This window comes from Mycobacterium sp. E2497, assembly GCF_001668695.1.
GTDB lineage: Bacteria > Actinomycetota > Actinomycetes > Mycobacteriales > Mycobacteriaceae > Mycobacterium.
On record NZ_LZKD01000080.1, the window covers coordinates 1 to 23,701 of the forward strand.

Here is a 23,701-nt window from a genome sequence, read left to right on the forward strand (position 1 = left end):
TCCTGTGTCTGGCCGGGGTCACCTACATCTCCTCCTCGGGCGTCATCGCCCGCCTGCTGGAGGACCTGCACCGGCTCAGCCCTTGTCGATTATCTGCTCGACGCCGGCGATTCCGTCCTGAGTGCCGATCACGATCAAAACGTCTCGGGCGTAAAGCATTTCGGCCGGCCCGGGCGAGGCGAGCACTTCCTCGTTGCGCACGATCGCGACAATGGAGGCGCCGGTTCGAGTGCGGGCGTGGGTGTCGCCCAAGGGGTGCCCGACAAACGGGCTGCTGGCCAGGATGTGGACCTGACCGGTCTCGAGTCCGGGTATTTCGCGGGCCAGCTCGGTGAACCGCTCGGCGATCCGGGGCGCCCCCAGGATCTGGGCCACCGCCTCGGCCTCCTCGTCACTGAGTTGCAGGAGCGGCCGCGCCTCGTCCGGATCGTCGCGGGCATACACGACGACCTCGAAGTCGCCGCTTCGCCGCGCGATGATGCCGATGCGGTCGCCCTTGTGATCGGTGAACTCGTAGCGAAGGCCGACCCCCGGCAGCAGCACCTCCTTGACATCCATACCGTCAATCCTGACAGGTCGGCCGGTGGCGCGGTCTCCGGATCGCGGGGCTCCTAGAGAACTCCTGAAGAGTCAGCCCTGCCGGGCCACCCCCGCGGGCTGGCGGCGCGGTATCGGCAGCAGCATCGACACCTCGCGCCGGTAATCGCGGTATTGGGGGCCCAGCGATGCGACCAGGTCACGCTCCTCCAGCTGCGTGGCGATCAGGATGTAGCACGTCATGCCGATCGAGAACAGCAAATGCCCGGCCGTCATGACGGGCGCGGCCCAGAACGCGATGACCATCCCGAGCATCAGGGGGTGGCGCACCACGCGGTAGAGCAGGCGGACGCGGAATTCGACGCTGGTGTAGGGCTTTTGGCGCGACGCCAAATACACCTGCCGGAGCCCGAACAGGTCGAAATGGTTGATCAGGAACGTCGCCAGCAGCGCTATCGCCCAGCCGAGCCAGAACAGCGCCCACAGCACCGCGCGAAGGGCGGGCACCCGCACGTCCCAGAAGACGGTCGGCATCGTTCGCCATTGCCAGTACAACAGGGCCAACACCGCGCTGGACAGCAGCACGTAGGTGCTGCGCTCGATCGGCGACGGCACGACGCGGACCCACCAGCGCTTGAACGCGGGCCGGGCCATCACGCTGTGCTGGACCCCGAACGCGGCGATCAGCGCCGTGTTGACCAGCACCGCCTCGGCGATGGATGCGGGGAGTCCGCGGTCGACGCTTCGTGGCACCGCCAGGTTGCCCACGAAACCGATGAGATACAGGAAGGCCGCGAGAAAGAGCAGGTACGCCGCGGCGCCGTAGCCAAGCGTCAGATATCGCCTCATGGGCTAAGTGTCCGCCCCGTGCCCGCGCCCGCCTATAGGTCGATTGCCTCATCTTGGCGCAAGGGGACCCTAGGCATTTTTGACCAGTCGGGGTGTGAAGCCGGCCGCCTGCCGCACGCCGAGTGTGAAGTTGGTTTCACGCTCGGCGCCGAGTGTGAAACCAACTTCACGCTCGGCGTTCAGAAGCGAAGCCTTAGCGGCGCTTGACCGACTTGGGCGGCTTGGCCCCGCGACCCTGCTGCCTTGCGGCCGCACGGCGCTCACGCCGGGAGCCTCCGCCCGCGACGCCCGCCGGCGTCTTCTGGCCGTCGCCGCCGTTGCGCTGCACCTGCGCCGAGCCGTCCTCGGACGGGCCGGAATAGGTCAGGGCCGGTTGCTGGTCGTCGATTCCCTTGGCGCGCAACTGGGCTGGAGGCTCTTCGCGCACCGGCGGGGCGATGTCGCCCTGGTCTGCCGCGGCGCCGAGGTCCTTGAGCCCCTCCGGCGCTTCCATCGGCGCGACCTGCGGCGACGGCACCGCCTCGACGGTGACGTTGAACAGGAACCCGACCGACTCCTCCTTCATGCCGTCGAGCATCGCCATGAACATGTCGTAGCCCTCGCGCTGGTACTCCACCAGCGGATCGCGCTGCGCCATGGCGCGCAGCCCGATGCCCTCCTTGAGGTAGTCCATCTCGTAGAGGTGTTCGCGCCACTTGCGGTCGATGACGTTGAGCAGCACGTTGCGCTCCAGCTGCCGCATCGCGCCCTCGCCCGCGATCTCCTCGAGCTCGGCTTCCCTTGCCGCATAAGCGCGTTCGGCGTCCTTGAGCAGCTCGTCGAGCAGCTCCTCGCGGGTGAGGTCGTCGCGCTCGGAGTCACCGTCCAGGCGCATCAGGGTCTCGTGGTCGATGCCGACCGGGTAGAGCGTCTTGAGCGCGGTCCACAACGCCTCAAGGTCCCAGTCCTCGGCATAGCCGTCGGCGGTCGCACCGTTGACGTAGGCGGTGACCACGTCGCGGACCATGTCCAGCGCCTGCTCCTTGAGGTTCTCGCCCTCCAGGATGCGGCGGCGCTCGGCGTAGATCACCTTGCGCTGCTGGTTCATCACCTCGTCGTACTTGAGGACGTTCTTTCTGACCTCGAAGTTCTGCTGCTCGACCTGGGTCTGGGCGCTCTTGATCGCGCGGGTGACCATCTTGGCCTCGATCGGCACGTCGTCGGGCAGGTTCAGCCGGTTGAGCATCGCCTCCAGCGCGGCGCCGTTGAACCGGCGCATGAGCTCGTCGCCCAGCGACAGGTAGAAACGGGACTCGCCCGGGTCACCCTGCCGGCCGGAGCGGCCGCGCAGCTGGTTGTCGATGCGACGCGACTCGTGCCGCTCGGTGCCCAGCACGTACAGGCCGCCGGCCTCGATCACCTCGGCGGCCTCCTTGCCGGCCTCCTCTTTGACCTTGGGCAGCTCCTCGTGCCAGGCCGCCTCGTACTCGTCGGGCGTCTCCACCGGGTCGAGGCCGCGCTCGCGCAGCCGCAGGTCGGTGAGGAAGTCGACGTTGCCGCCCAGCACGATGTCGGTACCGCGGCCGGCCATGTTGGTGGCCACCGTGACGCCACCCCGGCGGCCGGCCACCGCGACGATGCCCGCCTCCTGCTCGTGGTACTTGGCGTTGAGCACGTTGTGCGGGATGCGGCGCTTCTGGAACTGCCGCGACAGGTACTCCGAGCGCTCCACGCTGGTGGTACCGATCAGGACCGGCTGGCCCTTCTCGTAGCGCTCGGCGACGTCGTCGACGACCGCGATGTACTTGGCCTCCTCGGTCTTGTAGATGAGGTCGGAGCAGTCGGTGCGGACCATCGGCTTGTTGGTCGGGATCGGCACCACGCCCAGCTTGTAGATCTCGTGCAGCTCGGCGGCCTCGGTCTGGGCGGTACCGGTCATGCCGGCGAGCTTGTCGTAGAGCCGGAAGTAGTTCTGCAGCGTGATGGTGGCCAGCGTCTGGTTCTCGGCCTTGATCTCGACGTGTTCCTTGGCCTCGATGGCCTGGTGCATGCCCTCGTTGTAGCGGCGGCCGTAGAGCACGCGGCCGGTGAACTCGTCGACGATGAGGACCTCGCCGTCGCGGACGATGTAGTCCTTGTCGCGGTTGAACAGCTCTTTGGCCTTCAGTGCGTTGTTGAGGTAGCTGACCAGCGGCGAGTTGGCGGCCTCGTAGAGGTTGTCGATGCCGAGCTGGTCTTCGACGAATTCGACGCCGAGTTCGTGCACGCCGACGGTGCGCTTGCGCAGGTCGACCTCGTAGTGGACGTCCTTCTCCATCAGCGGCGCCAGCCGGGCGAACTCGAGGTACCAGTTCGAGGCGCCGTCGGCGGGCCCGGAGATGATCAGCGGGGTGCGGGCCTCGTCGATCAGGATGGAGTCGACCTCGTCGACGATCGCGAAGTTGTGCCCGCGCTGCACCAGGTCGTCCAGCGAATGCGCCATGTTGTCGCGCAGGTAGTCGAAGCCGAACTCGTTGTTGGTGCCGTAGGTGATGTCGGCGTTGTAGGCCACCCGCCGCTCGTCGGGCGTCATCTGGGCCAGGATCACGCCCACGTCCAGGCCGAGGAAGCGGTGCACGCGGCCCATCCACTCGCTGTCTCGTTTGGCCAGGTAGTCGTTGACCGTGACGACGTGCACGCCCTTGCCGCCGATGCCGTTGAGGTAGGCGGGCAACACCGAGGTCAGGGTCTTGCCCTCACCGGTCTTCATCTCGGCGACGTTGCCGAAGTGCAGCGCCGCCGCGCCCATCACCTGGACGTCGAAGGGGCGCTGGTCGAGCACCCGCCAGGCCGCCTCGCGGGCCACCGCGAACGCCTCGGGGAGCAGGTCGTCGAGGCTCTCGCCGTCGGCGTGCCGCTTCTTGAACTCGTCGGTCTTGGCGCGCAGCTCCGCGTCGGTGAGCTTTTCGACCTCGTCGGACAAGGTGTTGACGTAGTCAGACACCCGCTTGAGACGCTTGAGCATGCGACCTTCGCCGAGGCGCAGCAACTTCGACAGCACGGTGTTGTCCCCTGTTGGTAGGAGTCTGTGTAAGGCGACTCCCATGGTAGGTGACAACCCCGCGAGGGCCGCCCAACCTCAGGATGGCCTGCTCAGGCGAGCCTGATCAGCCCGTAGTCGTAGCCGTGGCGGCGGTAGACCACGCATGGCCGTTCGGTCTGCTTGTCGTGGAAGAGGAAGAAGTCGTGCCCGACGAGCTCCATCTCGTAGAGCGCGTCGTCGACCGTCATCGGCGTGGCCGGGTGCTCCTTGGTCCGCACGATGCGGCCGGGCTCGTGGTCGGTCTCGGCGCCATCGAGGTCGACGGGCGGCTCCGGCCCGGGTTCGCGCGGCGGCGCCGGCACCACCGCGGTGGCGGCGGCCAGCGAGACCGGCGTCTTGTCGCCGTAGTGGACCTTGCGGCGGTCCTTGGCGCGGCGCAGCCGGTTCTCCAGCTTGTCGACCGCGGACTCGAACGCCGCGTAGAAGCTGTCGGCACAGGCCTCGGCCCGGCTTACCGGCCCACGGCCGCGGGCGGTGATCTCCACGCGTTGACACGATTTGCGCTGGCGCCGGTTGGGCGCGTGTTTGAGCTCGACATCGAAGAGGTAGATGGAGCGATCGAACCGCTCGAGGCGGGAGAGTTTCTGGGAGACGTAGACGCGGTAGTGGTCAGGGATTTCTACATTGCGACCCTTGATGACGACTTCGGCATCTGTCGTCGGTTGGGCTTGGCCGTCGGTGTGCGTCGGCGGTTGGTCGAGAATCTGACCGGAATCCACGGATAGCCTTGACATACGTGACAACTCGTTTCTCTCTCACGTCGCACGCGCCCTGCGTGCCCGGCTTACTACGACGCGCCGACGAGGTGGGAGAGCGGTCCTTTCAACAAGTCACCGCCGCAGGCTGCTCGCCGATGCAAGGTGTCGAATACTCACCCCTTCCCGCGAGTGGGGTCTCAACCTGGGAATGTCGCGACCAGTGAGTCAGACCAGTGAGTCGATTGATGTTGTTCTCGACGTTAGCTCTTGTTCGCCTCGCCATGCCACTGATTTCGCGGAGCTGTTGCGAGTTCTTCACATACTCTTGGCGACCGCACAGCCTCACGCGACAGCGACCGTGAGCACGGCGGCGACCCGCACGCCGGCGGCGCCCAAGACCCGCACCGACTCGCGCGCCGTCGCCCCGGTGGTGACGATGTCGTCGACGATCAACACCTCGGTGACCGGTCGCCGTCCCCCCAGCAGCACCCGGCCCGCGACGTTGCGCTCGCGGGCGGTGATGCCCAGACCCACCGAGTCGCGAACCAGCGCCCGCATCCGCAGCGCCGGGACGACGGCGATGGCCGGGTGGCCGGACACGGCGGTGCGCGCCAGCCGGGTGACCGGGTCGCCGCCGCGCCGGCGCGCCGCCGAACGACGCGTCGGAGCCGGCACGACGGTCAGCGGGGTCTCGACGATTCCCCACGACAGCAGCCGGTGCACGCCGGTGGCCAGCGCGGCCGCCAACGGTCCCACGAGGTCGCCGCGGCCGTGCTCCTTGAGCCCCAGGATCGCCCGCCGGCGCGCGCCGGCGTAGCGGCCGAGCGCGAACACCGGCACCTGCGGGTCCACCCGCGGGCTTACCACGTGCGGCTGGTCGGCGGCCACCGACAGCTCCCTGGCGCAGGCGTCACACCAGGGGGTCGACGGGGCCCCGCAACCGCCGCACTGCAGCGGCAGGATGAGGTCAAGCATGACCGCCAGTGTCGCGGGCGGGGGTGACAACCCCGGCCGCGGCGGTCAGCCCGATGGTGGCGACCCGCCGCGCCCGGCTCCGCCGCGCTTGCGATCGCCACTAGCCCGGCAGCACCGGGGCCGCCCCGAACACCGTCAGCCCGGGCACCTCCGACCAGCCCTGCTGGCTTTCGGCCGCCGACGCCGAGTACTGCAGCACCCCTTGCGGGGCCCCGACGTAGATCGTCGACGGGTTGGCCGCGACGGTCAGCACCGGCATCTGCAGCCCGCGGGCCGGCGCGTCGGAATTCACCCCGTCGAGGTTGACGTAGGACACCGGATGGCTGGCGTCGGTGCGGGTCACCACGATGTCGTCGCCGGTGCGCCAGGACAGCGAGACGACCGAATTGCCCAGCCCGAAGCCGAGCCGCCGCGGGTAGGTCAGGGCGAACTGTCCGGCCTGGGTCTGCTCGACGCTGGCCAGCACCACCTGGCCGCCGATCACCATCGCGGCGCGTGTGCTGTCGCGGGACAGCTGCAGGTCGGTGATCGGACCCGGGAAGCGGCTGGCCACGGCGACGGAATCGACCGGGATGCGGGCGGGTTGCCCCGAGGCCGGCTCCTGGATCGCCCGCAGCACGTTGTTGCCGTCCACCACCGTCCAGACCGCGTCGTCCAGCGACCAGCTGGGCCGCGTCAGGCTGTGCCCGTCGGCGGACTGGACCGCCTCGCCGCCGAGGTCGCCGATCCACAGCGACGCCGCTTCGTCGGGCGCGCCCCGGTGCAGCGTGACGACGGACGCCACCTGCCGCCCGCTGCGGGACAGCGCGGCGCCGGTCTGGTCGCCCATCCGCCCGAAGGCCCCGGGAACGTTGGTGAAGCGCTGCCCGTCCAGTGACACCAGCGAGCCGTTCACCAGGGCATGCAGCCCGGCGCCCGCGCCGTCGGCCACGCCGGGGTCGGTGGCCGCCACGTCGGAGGTCGTCCAGCCCTCGGCGAACCTGTCGTCCAGCGGCGCGCCGTCGGCGTTGATCACATACGGGCCCCGGATGTCGGCCCGGGCCAGCGTCCAGATGATCTGCGCGGCAAGCAATTGCCTGCTGTGCGGATCGGTGGTGGACAACTTCTCCAGGTCGATGCGCGCGCCGCCGTAGCCGCGCCCGATCCCGTTCTTGCCGCCGTCGGCGCGGGTCACCGGCCCGCGCAACCGCAGCGGCGGGGCAAGCAGGTTGCGGACGGTGTGCGCCATCTCCGGCCGCGGGCCGCCGATCAGCTTGGAGACCAACTCGGTGGCGAGCTGGTCGTGATCGGCGACCGCGACATAGCGCGGATCGGGTACCACCGTCTTGCCGGTGGGGTCGGCGAAGTACAGCGTGTTGCGCTTGTAGGTCGACTGAAACTGCTGCCAGTCCAGGAAGACCCCGTTGGGCAGCCGGTCGATCCGCCACCCGCCCGAGGTCTTGACCAACTCGATCGGGCCCGGGTCGGGCAGCACCCCCTCCGCGGTCTCGAACACCCCCATGTCCGACAGCGACCCCAGGATGTCCGCCCGCATGTTCGCCGAAACCCGTTCGGCGGCACGGGTTTCCACGAATACCACGTGGTCGATCAGCAGGGCGCTGCCGGCGTCGTCCCAGGCGTTGGACGCCGACTGGGTGAGGAACTGCCGGGCCGCCAGATGCCGGTTCGCGGGATCGGCTGTGGCCTTGAGGAATTCGCGCAGCAACACGTCGGGATCCATGCCCGGCGTCGGCTTGGGCAGGTTCGACGGCGCCGGCCGTTCGACGGTGCCGATGGCCTGGGGAGCCGACGAGCTGGGCACCCCCGCGCACCCGGCCAGCACCACCGCGAGGACCAACAGCCCGAGCAGGCGCCGCATCACCCGCTCCTCTCGGCGTGTTCGCGTTGCCGCGACCGGTCTTTGGTCTGCTGCGGGCCCGTCGTCGTCGTCGCGGTGGGCGGAATGGGCTTCATGGGCAGCGGGCTGGTGGTGACCTTGTGGCCGCGGACCAGCGGAAGGGTGAGCCGGAAGCACGAGCCCTCACCGGGCTCGCCCCACGCCTCCAGCCGGCCCTGGTGCAGACGGGCATCCTCCACGCTGATCGCCAGGCCCAGCCCGGTGCCCCCGGACCGGCGCACCCGCGACGGGTCGGCCCGCCAGAACCGGCTGAACACCAGCTTCTCCTCGCCGGGCCGCAGCCCCACGCCGTAGTCGCGAACGGTGACGGCCACGGTGTCCTCGTCGGCCCCCATCCGGATCTGCACGGGCTTGTGCTCGGCGTGGTCGATCGCGTTGGCGATCAGGTTGCGCAGGATCCGCTCCACCCGCCGGGTGTCGACCTCGGCGATCACCTCTTCCTCCGGCAGGTCGACGAGCAGCTCGATGCCGGCGTCTTCGGCCAGGTGGCCGACGTTGCCCAGCGCGCTCTGCACGGTGGTGCGCAGGTCCACCGCCTCGACGGACAGCTCGGCCACACCGGCGTCGTGCCGGGAGATCTCCAGCAGGTCGTTGAGCAGCGACTCGAACCGGTCCAGCTCGTTGACCATCAGCTCGGTGGAGCGCGCCAGCGTCGGGTCGAGGTCGGCGCTGTGGTCATAGATGAGGTCGGCGGCCATCCGCACGGTGGTCAGCGGGGTGCGCAGCTCGTGGCTGACGTCCGAGGTGAACCGGCGCTGCAGGTTGCCGAACTCCTCGAGCTGGGTGATCTGCCGGGACAGGCTCTCCGCCATGTCGTTGAAGGACACCGCCAGCCGGGCCATGTCGTCCTCGCCGCGCACCGGCATGCGTTCGGACAGGTGCCCCTCGGCGAACCGCTCGGCGATCCGCGAGGCCGACCGCACCGGCACCACGACCTGGCGGGACACCAGCAGCGCGATCCCGGCGAGCAGCACCAGCAGCACCGCGCCGCCGGTGATCATCGTGCCGCGGACCAGCGTGATGGTGGCCTGCTCGTTCTTCAGCGGGAAGATCAGATAAAGCTCCAGGTTGGCCACCTGCGACGACGCCGGCGTGCCCATGACCAGCGCCGGGCCCGAGAAGCCGTCGGTGTGCACGGTGGCGTACTGGTACGACGCCTGCCCGGCCTTGACGAAGCCGCGCAGGGCATTGGGCACCTGGTCGACCGGGCCGGCCGTGGTCGCCGCGCGGGGCCCGTCACCGGGCACGATCAGCACCGCGTCGAACGCGCCGGCCAGCCCCGCGCCCGACGCCGAGTCGGTCTTCGATGTCAGCGTGTTGCGGGCCAGCTGCAGACTGCTGTCCAGCGAGCGCGTCTCCTCGCCGCTGACGATCCCGCCGACGGTGGTGCGCGCGCGCTCGATCTGCTCGATGCCGGCCTTGACCTTGACGTCGAGCACACGGTTGGTGACCTGAGAGGTCAGCACGAAGCCGAGCGCGAGGATCACCGCCAGCGACATGCCGAGCGTCAGCGCGACGACACGCAGCTGCAACGACCGGCGCCAGGCAGCGGCGACGGCGCGACTCACCGCACCCATGCCGCGGGTCATGGGGCCCGAGCGCCCCCAACGGCTCCTAGTGCGTCGCCGAGAGCCCCAGATCAATGGCGCCCCCGGATCACGGAGGTCCGGCCTTGTATCCCACTCCTCGAACGGTCAGCACCACGGTCGGGTTCTCCGGGTCCTTCTCAACCTTGGCCCGCAGACGCTGGACGTGCACGTTCACCAGGCGGGTGTCCGCCGGGTGCCGGTAGCCCCACACCTGTTCGAGCAGCACATCACGAGTAAACACCTGGCGCGGTTTGCGCGCCAACGCGACCAGCAGGTCGAACTCCAGCGGCGTCAGGGAGATCTGCTCGCCGTTGCGCGTCACCTTGTGCGCCGGCACGTCGATCTCGACGTCGGCGATGGAAAGCATCTCGGCGGGCTCGTCGTCGTTGCGCCGCAGCGGCGCCCGCACCCGGGCCACCAGCTCCTTGGGCTTGAACGGCTTCATGATGTAGTCGTCGGCGCCCGACTCCAGACCCAACACCACATCCACGGTGTCGGTCTTGGCGGTCAGCATCACGATCGGCACACCGGAGTCGGCGCGCAGCACGCGGCACACGTCGATGCCGTTCATGCCCGGCAGCATCAGGTCCAGGAGTACCAAATCGGGGCGCAGTTCGCGCACCGCAGTCAGGGCCTGGGTACCGTCACCGATGACCGCGGTGTCGAAACCCTCCCCACGCAACACGATGGTGAGCATCTCGGCCAGCGAAGCGTCGTCATCGACGACTAAGATCCTTTGCCTCATGGCATCCATGGTGTCACCAGATCGGGACAAAATTGGCGCGCCACACGGGCGTTTCTTGGGCCGAGCCGCAAATATGGAGCCAAATCCGGTCAAAAACCCCTGCCCGGCGCCCCCGGCGTGCCCTCCCGGACGGTCGCCGGCACGTCCTTGGCACCGATGAGGGTGGCGGCCAGCCGGGCCGGATCGACGTCCGCGTCGGCGACCAGCCAGGGCCCGCCCCAGCCCGCGGCGGCCAGCTCCGCGTAGACCGCGCCGGTGCGCAGCTGCAGTTCGTCGTCGCGTTCGTAGCTGTCGCGCGCCCGCCCCGGGTCGGACTGCGCCCGGCTGCGCGCGCGCTGCCCGGCCAGCTCCGCCGGCACCGCGAGCAGCACCTGCCAGTCGGGCGCGGGCAGCCCCAGCCGCCGGTACTCCAGCTCGAGCACCCAGGCGGCGGCCGCCCCGCCGGCCCCCTCGTGCAGGCGCGCGGCGCTGTAGGCGGCGTTGGACGCGACGTAGCGATCCAGGATAACCACGTCGTGGTCGCGGACCAGCGCCTCGATGTCGTCCACGGCGCCCGCCCGGTCGAGCGCGAACAGCATCGCCATCGCGTAGACCGAAGACGCCAGGTCACCGTGCCGGCCGTGCAGGGCCTCGGCCGCGACGTCGGCGGTCACCGATTTGCCGTAACGCGGGAAGGCCGTGATGGCCACGGACTTCCCGGCCGCCTCGAAGGCCTTGCGCAGGCCCTCGGACAGCGTCCGCTTGCCCGCGCCGTCCACCCCTTCGATCGCGATCAGCACGGCGCCGAGCCTATCGGGCCGTCGAGCGTGACGTTACTTTCACACTCGGTGCCGGACGTGAAACTAGTTTCACGTCCGGCGAGCGGCCTGACTCAGTAGCGGTAGTGGTCGGCCTTGTAGGGACCGTCGACGTCGACGCCGATGTACTCCGCCTGCTCCTTGGTGAGCTTGGTCAGCTTGCCGCCGAGCGCCTCGACGTGGATGCGGGCCACCTTCTCGTCGAGGTGCTTGGGCAGCCGGTACACCTCGTTGTCGTACTCGTCGTTCTTGGTCCACAGCTCGATCTGGGCGATCACCTGGTTGGAGAAGCTGTTGCTCATCACGAACGACGGGTGGCCGGTCGCGTTGCCCAGGTTCAGCAGCCGCCCCTCGGACAGCAGGATGATCGACTTGCCGCTGTCGGGGAAGGTCCACACGTCGACCTGCGGGCGGATGTTGGTCTTCGTGGCGCCGGAGCGCTCCAGCGCGGCGACCTGGATCTCGTTGTCGAAGTGCCCGATGTTGCCCAGCACCGCATAGTCCTTCATCGCCTTCATGTGCTCGAGGGTGATGATGTCCTTGTTGCCGGTCGCGGTGATGACGATGTCCGCGCTGCCGATCGCGTCCTCGACCGTCTCGACGTCGTAACCCTCCATCAGCGCCTGCAGCGCGTTGATCGGGTCGATCTCGGTGACGACGACGCGCGCCCCCTGGCCCTTGACCGACTCGGCGCAGCCCTTGCCGACGTCGCCGTAGCCGCAGACCAGCACCTTCTTGCCGCCGATCAGCACGTCGGTGCCGCGGTTGATGCCGTCGATCAGCGAGTGCCGGCAGCCGTACTTGTTGTCGAACTTGGACTTGGTCACCGAGTCGTTGACGTTGATCGCCGGGAAGGCCAGGTCACCGGCCGCCGCGAACTGGTACAGCCGCAGCACGCCGGTGGTGGTCTCCTCGGTGACGCCCTTGACCGACTCGGAGATCTTGGTCCACTTGTCCTTATCGGTCTCGAAGCGCTTGCGCAGCAGCTCCAGGAAGACCTTCCACTCGGTGGGGTCGTCGTCCTCCGCCGGCGGCACCACGCCGGCCTTCTCGTACTGCGCACCGCGCAGCACCAGCATGGTGGCGTCGCCGCCGTCGTCGAGGATCATGTTGGCCGGCTCGTCCGGCCAGGTGAGCATCTGCTCGGCGGCCCACCAGTACTCCTCCAGCGTCTCGCCCTTCCAGGCGAACACCGGGACACCCTTGGGCTCCTCGGGCGTGCCGTGCGGGCCGACGACCACGGCGGCGGCGGCGTGGTCCTGGGTGGAGAAGATGTTGCAGGACGCCCACCGGACCTGCGCGCCCAGCGAGACGAGGGTCTCGATGAGCACGGCGGTCTGCACCGTCATGTGCAGCGAGCCCGAGATCCGCGCCCCCTTGAGGGGCTGCACGTCGTGGTATTCGCGGCGCAGCGACATCAGACCCGGCATCTCCTGCTCGGACAGTTCGATGTCCCGGCGACCGTATTCCGCCAACGACAGGTCGGCGACCTTGAAATCGATGCCGTTGCGGACGTCGGCGGTCAGCGAACTTTCGGTCGTCGTCATAAAAGTCTCATTCCTTACTACGGCTTGGGTTCCCAGCGGATTACTTAGCTTAGGTATGCGCTCTTGCGCCACTGTAGTCGGCGGCCGCGGCCGGGCGTCAGGGGACGTTGACGACGCCGTGACGCTCCGCGAACGGCGTCATCAGCCGCGCCAGGTCCGCCGCCACGTCGTGGTCGGCCTCGGGCGGCATCGAGACGTAGCTCATCGCCAGCCGCACGATGGCCCGCGCCAGCACGCCGGCGTCGGAGTCGCTGGTGGCCACCCAGCTCTGGGTGAAGAACGCGCTCAGCCGGTCCGATGCCCGCGTGATGATGGGCCCGCTGTCGGTGGTGATGATCTGCAACAGGTCCGGCTTGGCGACCCCGGTCAGCAGGGAGATCACCAACGGGTCCGCCGCCGACTCGGCGAAGAAGGCGCGGAAGCCCTGCAGGAACGCCTCGTAGATGTTGCCGACGTTGGCGTCGATGGCGTCCTGCACGGCGTCGACAAGCCGGTCGGCCAGGCGCAGGGCATAACCCTGCGCGAGGCCCTGCCGCGAACCGAACTCGTTGTAGATGGTCTGCCGGCTGATGCCCGCGGCGCGGGCCACGTCCGATAGCGTGACGGCGGACCAGTCGCGGGTCAGCAGCAACTCCCGCATGGCGTCCAGCACCGAGTCGCGCAGCAGCACCCGCGACGCCTCGGGGTAGGGCATCCGCTTCACAGGCGCGACAATAGCCCCTTTAATAGCCGCTTTCGAGCCGCTTTCGCGCCGATCACGAGCGGGCGATCTCCACCATCTCGAAGTCGGATTTCGCCGCGCCGCAGTCCGGGCAGCTCCAGTCCTCGGGGATGTCGTCCCAGCGGGTCCCGGGCGCGATGCCGTCTTCCGGCCAGCCCTTGGCCTCGTCGTATTCGAATCCGCACTGCACGCAGACGAACAGTTTGTAGTCGCTCACCGGCTCACTCCTAAGCAATCGAAATCGGCCTTCTCGCGCACCGCACAGTCCGGGCAGCCCCAGTCGTCGGGGATGTCGGCGAACGGCGTGCCCGCGGGAAACCCTTCCCGCGGAGCGCCTTTCGCCTCGTCGTAGGTGTAGCCGCAGCCCGGGCAGCGGTAGGTACTCATGCCCCGTACCTCGCCAGCACCCGCTTGCGCGCCCGCGGGTGGATGTTGACCTTGGTGATGTCGCCGTCGTAGTGCTCGAGCACCCGGTGGTCCATCACCCTGCGCCACAGCGGCGGGATGTAGGTCAGCGAGATCATCGACGCGTACCCGCTCGGCAGGTTCGGCGCGCCCTCCATGCTGCGCAGCGTCTGGTACCGGCGCGTCGGGTTGGCGTGGTGATCGCTGTGCCGCTGCAGGTGGTACAGGAACAGGTTGGTGACCACGTGGTCGGAGTTCCAGCTGTGCACGGGCGTGCAGCGCTCGTAGCGTCCGTTGGCCTGCTTCTGCCGCAGCAGCCCGTAGTGCTCGAGGTAGTTGACGGACTCGAGCAGGCTGAAGCCGAACACGGCCTGGATGACCACGAACGGGATCAGCGCCGGGCCGAACACCGCGATCAGGACCCCCCACAACACGATCGACAGCAGCCAGGCGTTGAGCACGTCGTTGGACAGATACGTCCGGGGGTCCCACGGGCTGCGCCCCTGCCGACGGATCCGCTGGGCCTCCAGCCGCAACGACGAGCGCAGGCTGCCGAAGACGCTGCGCGGCAAGAACTCCCAGAAGGTCTCCCCGAACCGCGCCGACGCCGGGTCCTCAGGGGTGGACACGCGCACGTGGTGGCCGCGGTTGTGCTCGATGTAGAAGTGGCCGTAGCAGGTTTGCGCCAGAGTGATCTTGGACAGCCACCGCTCCAGCTCGTCCTTCTTGTGGCCCATCTCGTGGGCGGTGTTGATGCCGACGCCGCCGAGGACGCCGACCGACAGGGCGACGCCCAGCTTGCCCGCCCAGCCCAGCGCGCCGTCATAGCCCAGCCAGCTCAGGTTCGAGGCGGTGAACAGGTAGGCGCCGAAGACCACGCTCAGGTACTGGAACGGGATGAAGATGTAGGTGCAGTAGCGGTAGTACTTGTCGTTCTCCAGCTGCTCCATCACCTCGTCGGGCGGGTTCTGCCCGTCGGGCCCGAAGCGCAGGTCCAGGATCGGCAGCAGGACGTAGACCAGGATCGGCCCGATCCACAGCAGTGCCTGCGAGCCGGTCTGCCAGCCGAGTGAGTTCATCGCCCAGACCAGCGGCAGCACCACGAACAACGCCGTCGGCGCGATCAGCCCCATGAGCCACAGGTGCCGCTTCTTGTCCCGCCAGACCGGCGGCTCGGACGCGTCCGGGTGCACCTGCCGTTCGAGTGTGGTCATATGCCAAACCTCCTTGTGAGTCACGCCACTCTGGGGATTGACAATATCGCCTACCACGTCTCGTGTCTAGACACGAGACGTGGTTTTGTAAACCAGCGCCGTTACGGCACGGTGTCGGGTTCCGCGCGCGCGGGCGGTGCGACCCCGTCGGCCTCGCGACGGCCCTGCACGGAGTGCCGGTACCCGTAGCCGACGTAGATCGCCGTTCCCACCGCCAGCCAGACGCCGAACCGCACCCAGGTCAGCGCGGTGAGGTTGACCATCAGCCAGACGCAGGCGCAGATCGAGGCGATCGGCAGGACCGGCACCCATGGCGCCCGGAAGCCGCGCTCCAGGTCCGGGCGGGTGCGCCGCAGCACCATGACGCCGGCCGAGACGAGCACGAACGCGAACAGGGTTCCGACGTTGACCATCTCCTCGAGCTTGGCGATGGGGAACACCGACGCCGTCGCCGCCACCACCACCGCGACCAGTACGGTGATCCGGACCGGTGTGCCGCGCGCACCGGTCTTCGCCAGCCGCCGCGGCAACAGGCCGTCGCGGGCCATCGCGAACAGGACGCGGCACTGGCCGAGCATCAGGACCATCACCACGGTGGTCAACCCGGCCAGCGCCCCGATCGCGATGATCTTGCTGGCCCAGTGGATCCCGTTGGCGGTGAACGCCGTCGCGAGGTTCGCCGGCTTGTGGCCGGGGACCGTCTTGAGCTGGGTGTAGGAGACCATGCCGGACAGCACCACCGAGACCGCGACGTAGAGCACGGTGACAATGGCCAGCGACGCGAGGATGCCCCGCGGGACGTCGCGCTGGGGCCGCTTGGTCTCCTCGGCCATGGTCGCGACGATGTCGAAACCGATGAACGCGAAGAACACGATCGACGCGCCCGCCAGCACGCCGTACCACCCGTAGTGGCTGCTGTGCGCCCCGGTCAGCAGCGACAGCACCGACTGATTGATGCCCGAGGCCTCGTGCCCCGACTCGGGCTTGGGAATGAAGGGCGAATAGTTGGAGCCCTTGATGTAGAAGGCGCCGACGACGACCACCAACAGCACCACCGACACCTTGATGCCGGTGATCACCGCGGAGAACCTGGACGACAGTTTGGTGCCCAGCGCGATCAGGGTGGCCACCCCGGCGACGATCAGCAGCGCGCCCCAGTCCAGGTTGACCGACCCGAACTCGGTTGTGCCCCCGGCAAACCCGAAGACGTTGCCCAGATAGCTCGACCACCCCTTGGCCACGACCGCCGCGCCGATCGCCAGCTCCAGCAGCAGGTTCCATCCGATGATCCAGGCCAGGAACTCCCCGAAGGTGGCGTAGGAGAAGGTGTAGGCGCTGCCGGCGACGGGCAGCGTGGAGGCGAACTCGGCGTAACACAGCGCAGCCAGCGCGCAGGTGATGGCCGCGATGACGAACGAGATCCAGATGGCCGGGCCGGTGATGTCGCCGGTCGTCGAGGCCGTGACGGTGAAGATACCGGCGCCGATCACCACCGCGACGCCGAAGACGACCAGGTCCAGCCAGGTCAGGTCCTTGCGTAGCCGGGTGTCTGGCTCGTCGGTGTCGGCTATCGATTGCTCGACCGACTTCATCCGCCATCGGTTGGCCATCCGTCGCCCTTCGGAATCAACTGGGACCCATTGGTCCGTCACAGTACTGGGTACTCTGCCGAGATGCCGGACACCAAAGCAAACACCAGGGAGCATGCGGTGGTCATCGGGGGCAGCATCGCCGGCCTGTGCGCCGCGCGGGTGCTCTCGGATTCCTATGCGCGGGTCACCGTCTACGAACGCGACGAGTTGCCGAGCACACCGTCGAACCGGGCGGCGGTCCCGCAGGACCGGCACCTGCACATGCTGATGGCCCGCGGCGCAATGGAGTTCGAGACGCTGTTCCCCGGGCTGCTCGACGACATGGTGGCCGCCGGCGTGCCGATGCTGGAGAACCGGCCCGAGTGCATTCACCTCGGTGCCGCCGGCCACGTGCTCGGGACCGGACACACGCTGCGCGACGAATTCACCGCGTATGTGCCCAGCCGCCCGCATCTGGAGTGGCAGTTGCGCAAACGAGTCCGGGATACGGACAACGTGGTGATCGTGCGCCGCTCCGTGGCCGAACCACGGTTCGACGCGGCCCGCCGGCGGGTGACCGGGGTGGTGCTGGACGCCGAAGACACCGACGGCCGGGAGCCGGAATTCGTGGCCACGGACCTCGTCGTCGACGCGGCCGGGCGGGGCACCCGGCTCCCGGTGTGGCTCGAGCAGTGGGGGTACGAGCGGCCCCGGGAAGACGCCCTGGACATCGGCATCCACTACGCCACCCAGCAGTTCCGCATCCGGGACGGATTGATCACCGAGAAGGTGGTGGTCGCGGGCGCCTCCCACGACAAGTCGCTGGGGCTGGGCATGCTGTGCTACGAGGACGGCACCTGGGTGCTGACCACCTTCGGCGTGGCCAACGTCAAACCGCCCCGGACGTTTCCCGAGATGCTGGCGCTGGCCGACGAGCTACTACCGGCCCACTTCAGTACCGCCCTGACGCAGGCCGAACCCCTGGGAGAGCCGGCGTTCCACGCGTTTCCGGCCAGCCGCTGGCGCCGGTATGACAAGCTGGACCGCTTCCCCGCCGGGATCATCCCCTTCGGCGACGCGGTCGCCAGCTTCAACCCGACCTTCGGGCAGGGCATGACGATGACCTCGCTGCAGGCCGGTCACCTGCGGCGCGCGCTGTCCTCCCCCGACGAGCAACTGGCCGCGGAACTGAGCCGGGCCACCGCCAAGACCACCTTCCCCGTCTGGATCATGAACGCCATCGGCGACGTCACCTTTCACCACGCCGGAGCCAAGGGACCGATCCCGTGGTGGTGGCGGCCCTCCGGTGCGCTGTTCGACCAATTCCTGGGGGCCGCCGAGACCGATCCCGTTCTGGCGGAATGGTTTTTGCGCCGGTTCTCACTGCTGGACAGCCTGTACATGGTCCCGCCGCCGCGCATCGTCGGGCGGGCCATTACGCACAACCTGCGGCTGTGGCTGGGCGAACGCCGTCAGGCCGCCCGTGGCGATCGCGAGCGCGGCGAAGCCGGGCGATGCGGGTCGCCACTATAAGACTGCCGGCGCGCCCCCCTCACAGCCCCACAGTCGCCCTGAACAGCTTGGTGGGCTCGCGCGCGACCAGCCGGATCGGGGCGTCGTCGGCCGCCACCCAGGCGGCCATCCCCCGCTGCAGGGTCAGCGACCCGGACTTGCCGTGCACGGTCGTGCAGCCCTCGGTGCACAGCAGGATCTGCGGGCCCTCGTGGCTGCACGAGGCGTCGACCTCGTGGCCCAGATAATCGCCGTCGAGCTCCAGCAGCGCGACCGCGAACTCGTCGGCCGGGGTCTCATAGATCAGGCCGAAGCCCTCGCGGCGGACGTGGGACCGCACCTCTGCCTCGCTGGTCGGGGTGAAGTCGAGCACCCGCAGCAACTCGGGGACGTCGACGTGTTTGGGGGTCAGGCCGCCGCGTAACACGTTGTCGGAGTTGGCCATCACCTCCAGGGCGAACCCGCGCAGGTAGGTGTGCAGGCTGCCCGCCGACACGAAGATCGCCTCGCCGGGGGCCAGCGTGATGCGGTTCAGCAGCAGCGCCGCCAGCACCCCGGCGTCGCCGGGATAGCGTTCCCCGAGTTCCAGCACCGTCTTGACCTCGCCGGCGAATTCGGTTGCCCCGGAGCTGATGTACTGGATGGCGCCGTCCAGTACGGCGGGCACCAGAACGTCGATGTCGGGCTGGGGTGCGGTGATCCAGGTGGTGAACAGCGCTCGCAGGCCGTCGGCGTCGGACTGGTCGTTGAGCAGCTCGATGAAGGGGTCGAGGTCCGAGACCGCCAGGGCGCGCAGCAGCTCGACGGTGCGGGCGACCTGACGGAATCCGGCGAGCGCCTCGAACGGCTGCAGCGCCACCAGCAGCTCGGGTTTGTGGGAGGTGTCGCGGTAGTTGCGTACCGGGGAGGACAGCGGGATACCCAGCCGCTCCTCGCGGAGGTAGCCTTCGGCCGCCTGCGCCGCGCTCGGGTGGGCCTGCAGGGACAGCGGCTCGTCGGCCGCGAGCACCTTGACCAAGAACGGCAGCACGTCTCCGAATCGGGCGCGCGTCGCCGGGCCGAGCTGTCCCTCCGGGTCTTCGACGAGCGCATCGAGCAGCGTGATCTCGCCATGATCCGTTTCCAGCCAGGCCGGGTCGCCGGGGTGTGCGCCGAACCAGAGCTCGGCCTCCGGGTGGGCGGCCGGAACCGTCCGCCCGGTGAATTCGGCGATGTCGGTGCGTGATCCCCAGGCGTACGTCCGCAAGGCTCCGCGAAGCAGTTCCACTGTTCTATCTATCCCCGCACCAGTCGCGCGTAAACCGCGGCCATCTCCAGCCGGACGGCCAACACTGCCAATTGCTGCTCGGCGCTGATGGCGCCCCCCAACGCCGGCGTGACGGTCGAGCCGGCCGAGCCGCCGGGTCCGTCGGGCACGTCCTCGGCGGCGAGCAGGTACACGTCGTCCAGCCCCGCGGTGCGGGCGGCCACCACCGGCTGTTCGGCGGACAAGGTCAGCGCCAGCACCAGCAGCCGCCGGGGCAGCGGGCCGTCGATCTGCTCGTCGTGGAACAGCGCCTCGGCGGGATCCGGGAAGCCGCCGGAGGCCCCGGCGCGCAGCGCGACGACGGCGTCGGACAGGCCGGTCGCGGCGACCACCTGATGGGCGGTCCGCAGCAGCACCGAACTGCCATGCCGGGCCAGCGCCAGCGTCGCTGCGCAATCGCCGGCCAGCGCGACCTGACGGTCGGCCAGCCGCGCGGCGATCGTCTTGGCCGGGTTGGTGAACAGCTCGCGGCCCGCGCTGTTGCGCAGCGCCTCGGCGTCCAGCTCGTCGGCCAGGGCCCGCAGGTCGATGCCCGGCCGCTGGTCCACGGTCTGCACGACGGCCAGGCCGGCGGCCAGGTAGCGGCACAGCCCGAACTCGTCGGGGATGGCAAGCCGCGGCGCCAGCACCGCCGCCCGGCCCGCCGTGTAATCCCGCAGCGGCCCCTCGTACGGCGCGACGACCACGACCCGCGCCCCGCGGCGCACGCCGGTCGCCGCCGCGGCAACCAGCACGGGATCGCCAGGATCGTCGCCCGCCACGACCAGCACGTCCAGCGGGCCGATCCACGGCGGGACCTCGGCGGTCAGCGCGATCGGCTCGGAAGCCGCACCGCCCACCGTCGCGGCCAGCATGGCGCCGGCGCTGTCGGCGGCCCCGCGGCCGGCCACCCAGATCAGGCTGCGCGGCCGGTCGTCGGTCCGCAGGGTATCCAGCGCGCCCTCCTCGACCGCCGCGGCGATCGCGCGCACCTGCGCGCCGGCCGACGACGCCGAGCGCAGCATGCCGTCACGGTCGGCGGCGAGCAGACCCTCGGTGTCCTCGAGATCGATCGCCCGCACGGCGCTCACGGGGCGGCCTCGGCGGGCGCCGGCTGCGCCTCGATCTCCGCGCTGATCTGGGCCACCACCGCGTCGACGTCCTCGGCGCTGCGCCCCTCCACGTTGAGCCGCAGCAACGGCTCGGTGTTGGAGCTGCGCAGGTTGAACCAGCTGCCGTCGCCCAGGTCGACGGTCACCCCGTCCACGTGGTCGATGGCGTGGATCCGGCTGCCGAAGGACTTCAGCACGGCTTCGGTGCACAGCGACGCGTCGGCGACCGTGAAGTTGATCTCGCCCGACGATTCGTAGCGCTGGTAGTCCGCGGTCAACTCCGACAACGGCCGGTCCTGCTCGCCGAGGGCGGCCAGCACGTGTAGCGCGGCCAGCATCCCGGAGTCCGCACCCCAGAAGTCACGGAAGTAATAGTGCGCCGAATGTTCGCCGCCGAAGATGGCGCCGGTGTCGGCCATCATCGCCTTGATATAGGAGTGCCCGACGCGGGAGCGCAGCGGCGTGCCGCCGCGTTCGGTGACCAGCTCGGGTACCGCGCGGGAGGTGATCACGTTGTGGATGATGGTGGCGCCGATCTCCCGGCCCAGCTCGCGCACGGCCACCAGGCTGGTCACCGTCGAGGGCGACACGGGCCGGCCGCGTTCGTCGACGACGAAGCAGCGGTCGGCATCCCCGTCGAAGGCCAGGCCGATGTCCGCGCCGGTGTCGCGGACGTAGGCCTGCAGGTCGACCAGGTTGGCCGGGTCGAGCGGGTTGGCCTCGTGGTTGGGGAACGAGCCGTCGAGCTCGAAGTACAACGGCAGCAAGGTGATCGAGTCGATCGCCCCGAGCACCGCGGGCGTGGTGAGACCGGCCATGCCGTTGCCGGCGTCGACGGCCACCCGCAGGGGCCGCAGCCCCGACGTGCTCACCAGCGAACGCAGGAACGTCCCGTAGTCGTCGAGCACGTCGCGGTCGGTGGCGGTTCCGGGTTGCCCGTCATACGGCTGCACCCCGGCGATCACGTCCTCACTGATGGCGCGCAGCCCGCTGTCCGCGCCGACCGGCTTGGCGGCCGCCCGGCACAGCTTGATCCCGTTGTAGACCGCCGGGTTGTGGCTCGCGGTGAACATGGCGCCGGGGCAGTCCAGCGACCCGGAGGCGAAGTAGAGCTGGTCGGTGGAGGACAGACCGATCCGCACCACGTCCAGGCCCTGGCTCATCACCCCGGAGGCGAAGGCAGCGGCCAGCGCGGGCGAACTGTCGCGCATGTCATGGCCGATCACCACCTGCCGCGCGCCCTCGCCGCGCATCAGCCTGGCGAAGGCCGCCCCCAGGGCGGTGACCAGCGGCTCGTCGAGCTCGTCGCCGACCAGCCCTCGCACGTCGTATGCCTTGACGACGCGGTGGACGGTCGCGGCGAGCCGAGACATGCGGGGGCCTCCTGACGCCTTGAACGGGTTCGCGTTCCTTCGCCTCTTGGCCGTCAGCCTATCGGCCCGCGACAAACACGGACCGCAGCGGTGCGCGCGGATCGCGGTCGACGCCGGAACGGCTAGTCACTGGGGTCGGGCAACACCCGCAGATGCCCGCGGCGCCGGCCGGACCGATGCTCGGGCGGCGCGAGCACACTGCTGCTGGGCGCGGTGGCCTGCGACCCGGCGTGGGGGATGTGCGGGTCGGCGAAGCCGTTGATCGGCGCGCCGCCGTAGGGCACCGCGCGCGCCGCGGGGCCGCCCTCGCGCACCGCATCGGCGAGGGCGACCAGGTCGTCCTCGTCGGGATGCGTGGGCTCAGAAAAGAGGGGGCCGGCGTGGCGCACCAGATCCCACCCGCGGGGCGCGGTGATCCGGCCGGCATGGCCGACGCACAGGTCCCACGAATGGGGCTCCCGCGCGGTCGCGAGTGGTCCCACCACCGCCGTCGAGTCCGAGTAGACGAACGTCAAGGTCGCCACGGCGTAGTGCGGACACCCGGGCCGGCAACAGCGACGGGGAACGTTCACGCCGAAAGGCTATCGTGCGCAAACGTCCTTGAAGCGCCGGACACGCGCAACCGGCCGACCCCCGATGTTCAACCGTTACCATCGGCGCGTGGGCGATTCGCGCAGCTCCCCGCGGAGGGATCGGTCCCCGGGCCGATTCGCTTCCCGGCGGGGCCGCGATGTACGCGGTCCGCTGCTGCCGCCGACGGTGCCCGGGTGGCGCAGCCGGGCCGAGCGGTTCGACATGGCGGTGCTCGAGGCCTACGAACCCATCGAGCGGCATTGGCAGGCGCGCCTGGCCGAGCTCGACGTGGCGGTCGACGAGATCCCCCGCATCGCGGCCAAGGATCCCGACAGCGTGCAGTGGCCGCCGGAGGTCGTCGCCGACGGGCCGATCCCCCTGGCGCGACTGATCCCGGCCGGCGTCGACGTCCGCGGCAACGCCACGCGGGCGCGAATTGTCTTGTTCCGCAAGCCTATTGAGCGACGGGCGAAGGACACCGTCGAACTCGGTGATTTGCTGCACGAGATACTGGTGGCCCAGGTGGCCATCTACCTCGATGTCGAGCCGTCGGTCATCGACCCGACGATCGACGACGAATGACGCCGAAAGACGTTGTGCGCGGCGTCAGATGATGCCGCGCTTGAGGCGACGGCGCTCCCGCTCGGAGAGGCCGCCCCAAATGCCGAAGCGCTCGTCGTGCTCCAGGGCGTACTCCAGGCACTCGTGGCGTACCTCGCACCCCAGGCAGATCTTCTTGGCCTCGCGGGTGGAGCCGCCCTTCTCCGGGAAGAAGGCCTCGGGGTCGGTCTGGGCGCACAGCGCCCGGTCCTGCCACTGGTCCGCGACGGGGGCCGGCATCGGCTCGGGCTCGAATGCGACTGGCGCATCGGGAACCACGGTCAGGTGCGGCCGGGCCGGCCGAACCGGCGCCGAGACGATGGGGGTGTGCGGCGTGCTCGCCATGACTCCTCGAAGATGTTCGTAAGACATACGGTCGTCCGCCTCCTCAATTTGATTGGGGGAGTGAGTGGTTCCCACTTTTCTGATGTGTACAGACAATTCGAACAAGTGATCGAATCTCGGTCTGCGACACCGGAACCGGCCGGCCAACCGGGAAATGACACTGTTGTGATTAGACACGGGTTGATCTGCCGGGTCAAGCATTACGGCGCATTTCCATACCATCTCGTGACCGAATTACGGCGTTTCCGTTGTTTTGCTCATTCGGCGTGTCGATCACACCGCCCGCAACTATGCT

22 protein-coding genes and 1 pseudogene are annotated in these 23,701 nt (G+C 69.2%); 3 read left to right on the forward strand and 20 right to left on the reverse strand.

Going from position 1 to position 23,701, the window contains the following annotated elements; all coding sequences use genetic code 11:
- Window positions 1-77: pseudogene (locus tag A5713_RS29055) on the forward strand (hypothetical protein); the annotation flags it as partial.
- Here the strand turns inward: A5713_RS29055 and A5713_RS06025 are convergent.
- From A5713_RS06025 to A5713_RS06090, 15 genes are all read right to left on the reverse strand, one after another.
- The gene (locus A5713_RS06025) at window positions 76-558 is read right to left on the reverse strand and encodes a cation:proton antiporter regulatory subunit (protein ID WP_067919067.1); all 483 of its coding nucleotides are present in this window, start codon (window positions 556-558) and stop codon (window positions 76-78) included. The pseudogene A5713_RS29055 and the gene A5713_RS06025 sit on opposite strands and share 2 nt — an antisense overlap.
- A 72-nt stretch (window positions 559-630) precedes the next feature.
- Complete coding sequence (gene mddA, locus A5713_RS06030; protein ID WP_068093604.1) at window positions 631-1,386, reverse strand: methanethiol S-methyltransferase; 756 nt, start codon at window positions 1,384-1,386, stop codon at window positions 631-633.
- Between the two features lie 193 nt (window positions 1,387-1,579).
- On the reverse strand, window positions 1,580-4,405 hold the full coding sequence (gene secA / locus A5713_RS06035) for a preprotein translocase subunit SecA (protein WP_068093607.1): 2,826 nt from the start codon (window positions 4,403-4,405) through the stop codon (window positions 1,580-1,582).
- Between the two features lie 92 nt (window positions 4,406-4,497).
- On the reverse strand, window positions 4,498-5,166 hold the full coding sequence (hpf, locus tag A5713_RS06040; RefSeq protein ID WP_068093610.1) for a ribosome hibernation-promoting factor, HPF/YfiA family: 669 nt from the start codon (window positions 5,164-5,166) through the stop codon (window positions 4,498-4,500).
- Window positions 5,167-5,487: 321 nt separating this feature from the next.
- Window positions 5,488-6,120, reverse strand: a complete 633-nt coding sequence (locus tag A5713_RS06045) for a ComF family protein (protein WP_067919063.1) — start codon at window positions 6,118-6,120, stop codon at window positions 5,488-5,490.
- A 100-nt stretch (window positions 6,121-6,220) separates the two neighbouring features.
- Window positions 6,221-7,978 (reverse strand): MtrAB system accessory lipoprotein LpqB, encoded by a 1,758-nt coding sequence (gene lpqB / locus A5713_RS06050; RefSeq protein ID WP_197509090.1) that lies wholly within the window; start codon window positions 7,976-7,978, stop codon window positions 6,221-6,223.
- Window positions 7,978-9,660, reverse strand: coding sequence for an MtrAB system histidine kinase MtrB (gene mtrB, locus A5713_RS06055; RefSeq protein ID WP_082972804.1), 1,683 nt, complete (start codon window positions 9,658-9,660; stop codon window positions 7,978-7,980). Before mtrB ends, lpqB begins: the two co-directional genes overlap by 1 nt.
- Before the next feature lie 13 nt (window positions 9,661-9,673).
- Window positions 9,674-10,360 (reverse strand): two-component system response regulator MtrA, encoded by a 687-nt coding sequence (gene mtrA, locus A5713_RS06060; RefSeq protein ID WP_068093620.1) that lies wholly within the window; start codon window positions 10,358-10,360, stop codon window positions 9,674-9,676.
- An 80-nt stretch (window positions 10,361-10,440) separates the two neighbouring features.
- On the reverse strand, window positions 10,441-11,130 hold the full coding sequence (locus tag A5713_RS06065; protein WP_068093622.1) for a dTMP kinase: 690 nt from the start codon (window positions 11,128-11,130) through the stop codon (window positions 10,441-10,443).
- 92 nt (window positions 11,131-11,222) lie between these two features.
- Window positions 11,223-12,695, reverse strand: a complete 1,473-nt coding sequence (gene ahcY / locus A5713_RS06070; RefSeq protein WP_067925371.1) for an adenosylhomocysteinase — start codon at window positions 12,693-12,695, stop codon at window positions 11,223-11,225.
- A gap of 97 nt (window positions 12,696-12,792) precedes the next feature.
- The gene (locus A5713_RS06075) at window positions 12,793-13,389 is read right to left on the reverse strand and encodes a TetR family transcriptional regulator (RefSeq protein WP_102419932.1); all 597 of its coding nucleotides are present in this window, start codon (window positions 13,387-13,389) and stop codon (window positions 12,793-12,795) included.
- A 61-nt stretch (window positions 13,390-13,450) separates the two neighbouring features.
- Entirely contained in the window at window positions 13,451-13,633 is a 183-nt protein-coding gene (locus A5713_RS06080; RefSeq protein WP_007168093.1) for a rubredoxin, read from the reverse strand.
- The gene (locus tag A5713_RS27350; protein ID WP_082972805.1) at window positions 13,630-13,803 is read right to left on the reverse strand and encodes a rubredoxin; all 174 of its coding nucleotides are present in this window, start codon (window positions 13,801-13,803) and stop codon (window positions 13,630-13,632) included. Before A5713_RS27350 ends, A5713_RS06080 begins: the two co-directional genes overlap by 4 nt.
- Window positions 13,800-15,035: an alkane 1-monooxygenase gene (locus A5713_RS06085; protein ID WP_068093624.1), complete on the reverse strand. Its 1,236-nt coding sequence runs from the start codon at window positions 15,033-15,035 to the stop codon at window positions 13,800-13,802. Before A5713_RS06085 ends, A5713_RS27350 begins: the two co-directional genes overlap by 4 nt.
- A gap of 101 nt (window positions 15,036-15,136) precedes the next feature.
- The gene (locus A5713_RS06090; RefSeq protein ID WP_068093626.1) at window positions 15,137-16,645 is read right to left on the reverse strand and encodes an APC family permease; all 1,509 of its coding nucleotides are present in this window, start codon (window positions 16,643-16,645) and stop codon (window positions 15,137-15,139) included.
- Window positions 16,646-16,744: 99 nt separating this feature from the next.
- Between A5713_RS06090 and A5713_RS06095 the strand changes: the two genes are divergently transcribed.
- Entirely contained in the window at window positions 16,745-18,139 is a 1,395-nt protein-coding gene (locus A5713_RS06095) for an NAD(P)/FAD-dependent oxidoreductase (protein ID WP_102419933.1), read from the forward strand.
- Window positions 18,140-18,158: 19 nt separating this feature from the next.
- Here the strand turns inward: A5713_RS06095 and manA are convergent, their stop codons facing one another.
- From manA to A5713_RS06115, 4 genes are all read right to left on the reverse strand, one after another.
- Entirely contained in the window at window positions 18,159-19,385 is a 1,227-nt protein-coding gene (manA, locus tag A5713_RS06100; RefSeq protein WP_067928592.1) for a mannose-6-phosphate isomerase, class I, read from the reverse strand.
- Between the two features lie 8 nt (window positions 19,386-19,393).
- Entirely contained in the window at window positions 19,394-20,494 is a 1,101-nt protein-coding gene (locus A5713_RS06105; protein ID WP_068093631.1) for a TobH protein, read from the reverse strand.
- Window positions 20,491-21,888 carry a phosphomannomutase/phosphoglucomutase gene (locus A5713_RS06110; protein WP_068093634.1) on the reverse strand — a complete coding sequence of 466 codons (1,398 nt, stop codon included), beginning with the start codon at window positions 21,886-21,888 and terminating at the stop codon, window positions 20,491-20,493. Before A5713_RS06110 ends, A5713_RS06105 begins: the two co-directional genes overlap by 4 nt.
- 122 nt (window positions 21,889-22,010) lie before the next feature.
- Entirely contained in the window at window positions 22,011-22,460 is a 450-nt protein-coding gene (locus A5713_RS06115) for a DUF3499 domain-containing protein (RefSeq protein WP_082972806.1), read from the reverse strand.
- A 172-nt stretch (window positions 22,461-22,632) separates the two neighbouring features.
- Between A5713_RS06115 and A5713_RS06120 the strand changes: the two genes are divergently transcribed.
- Entirely contained in the window at window positions 22,633-23,043 is a 411-nt protein-coding gene (locus tag A5713_RS06120; protein WP_067918280.1) for a metallopeptidase family protein, read from the forward strand.
- 24 nt (window positions 23,044-23,067) lie between these two features.
- On the opposite strand, the gene A5713_RS06125 is transcribed toward A5713_RS06120, so the two are convergent.
- Window positions 23,068-23,406 carry a WhiB family transcriptional regulator gene (locus A5713_RS06125; RefSeq protein WP_007168083.1) on the reverse strand — a complete coding sequence of 113 codons (339 nt, stop codon included), beginning with the start codon at window positions 23,404-23,406 and terminating at the stop codon, window positions 23,068-23,070.
- Window positions 23,407-23,701 lie beyond the last annotated feature (295 nt).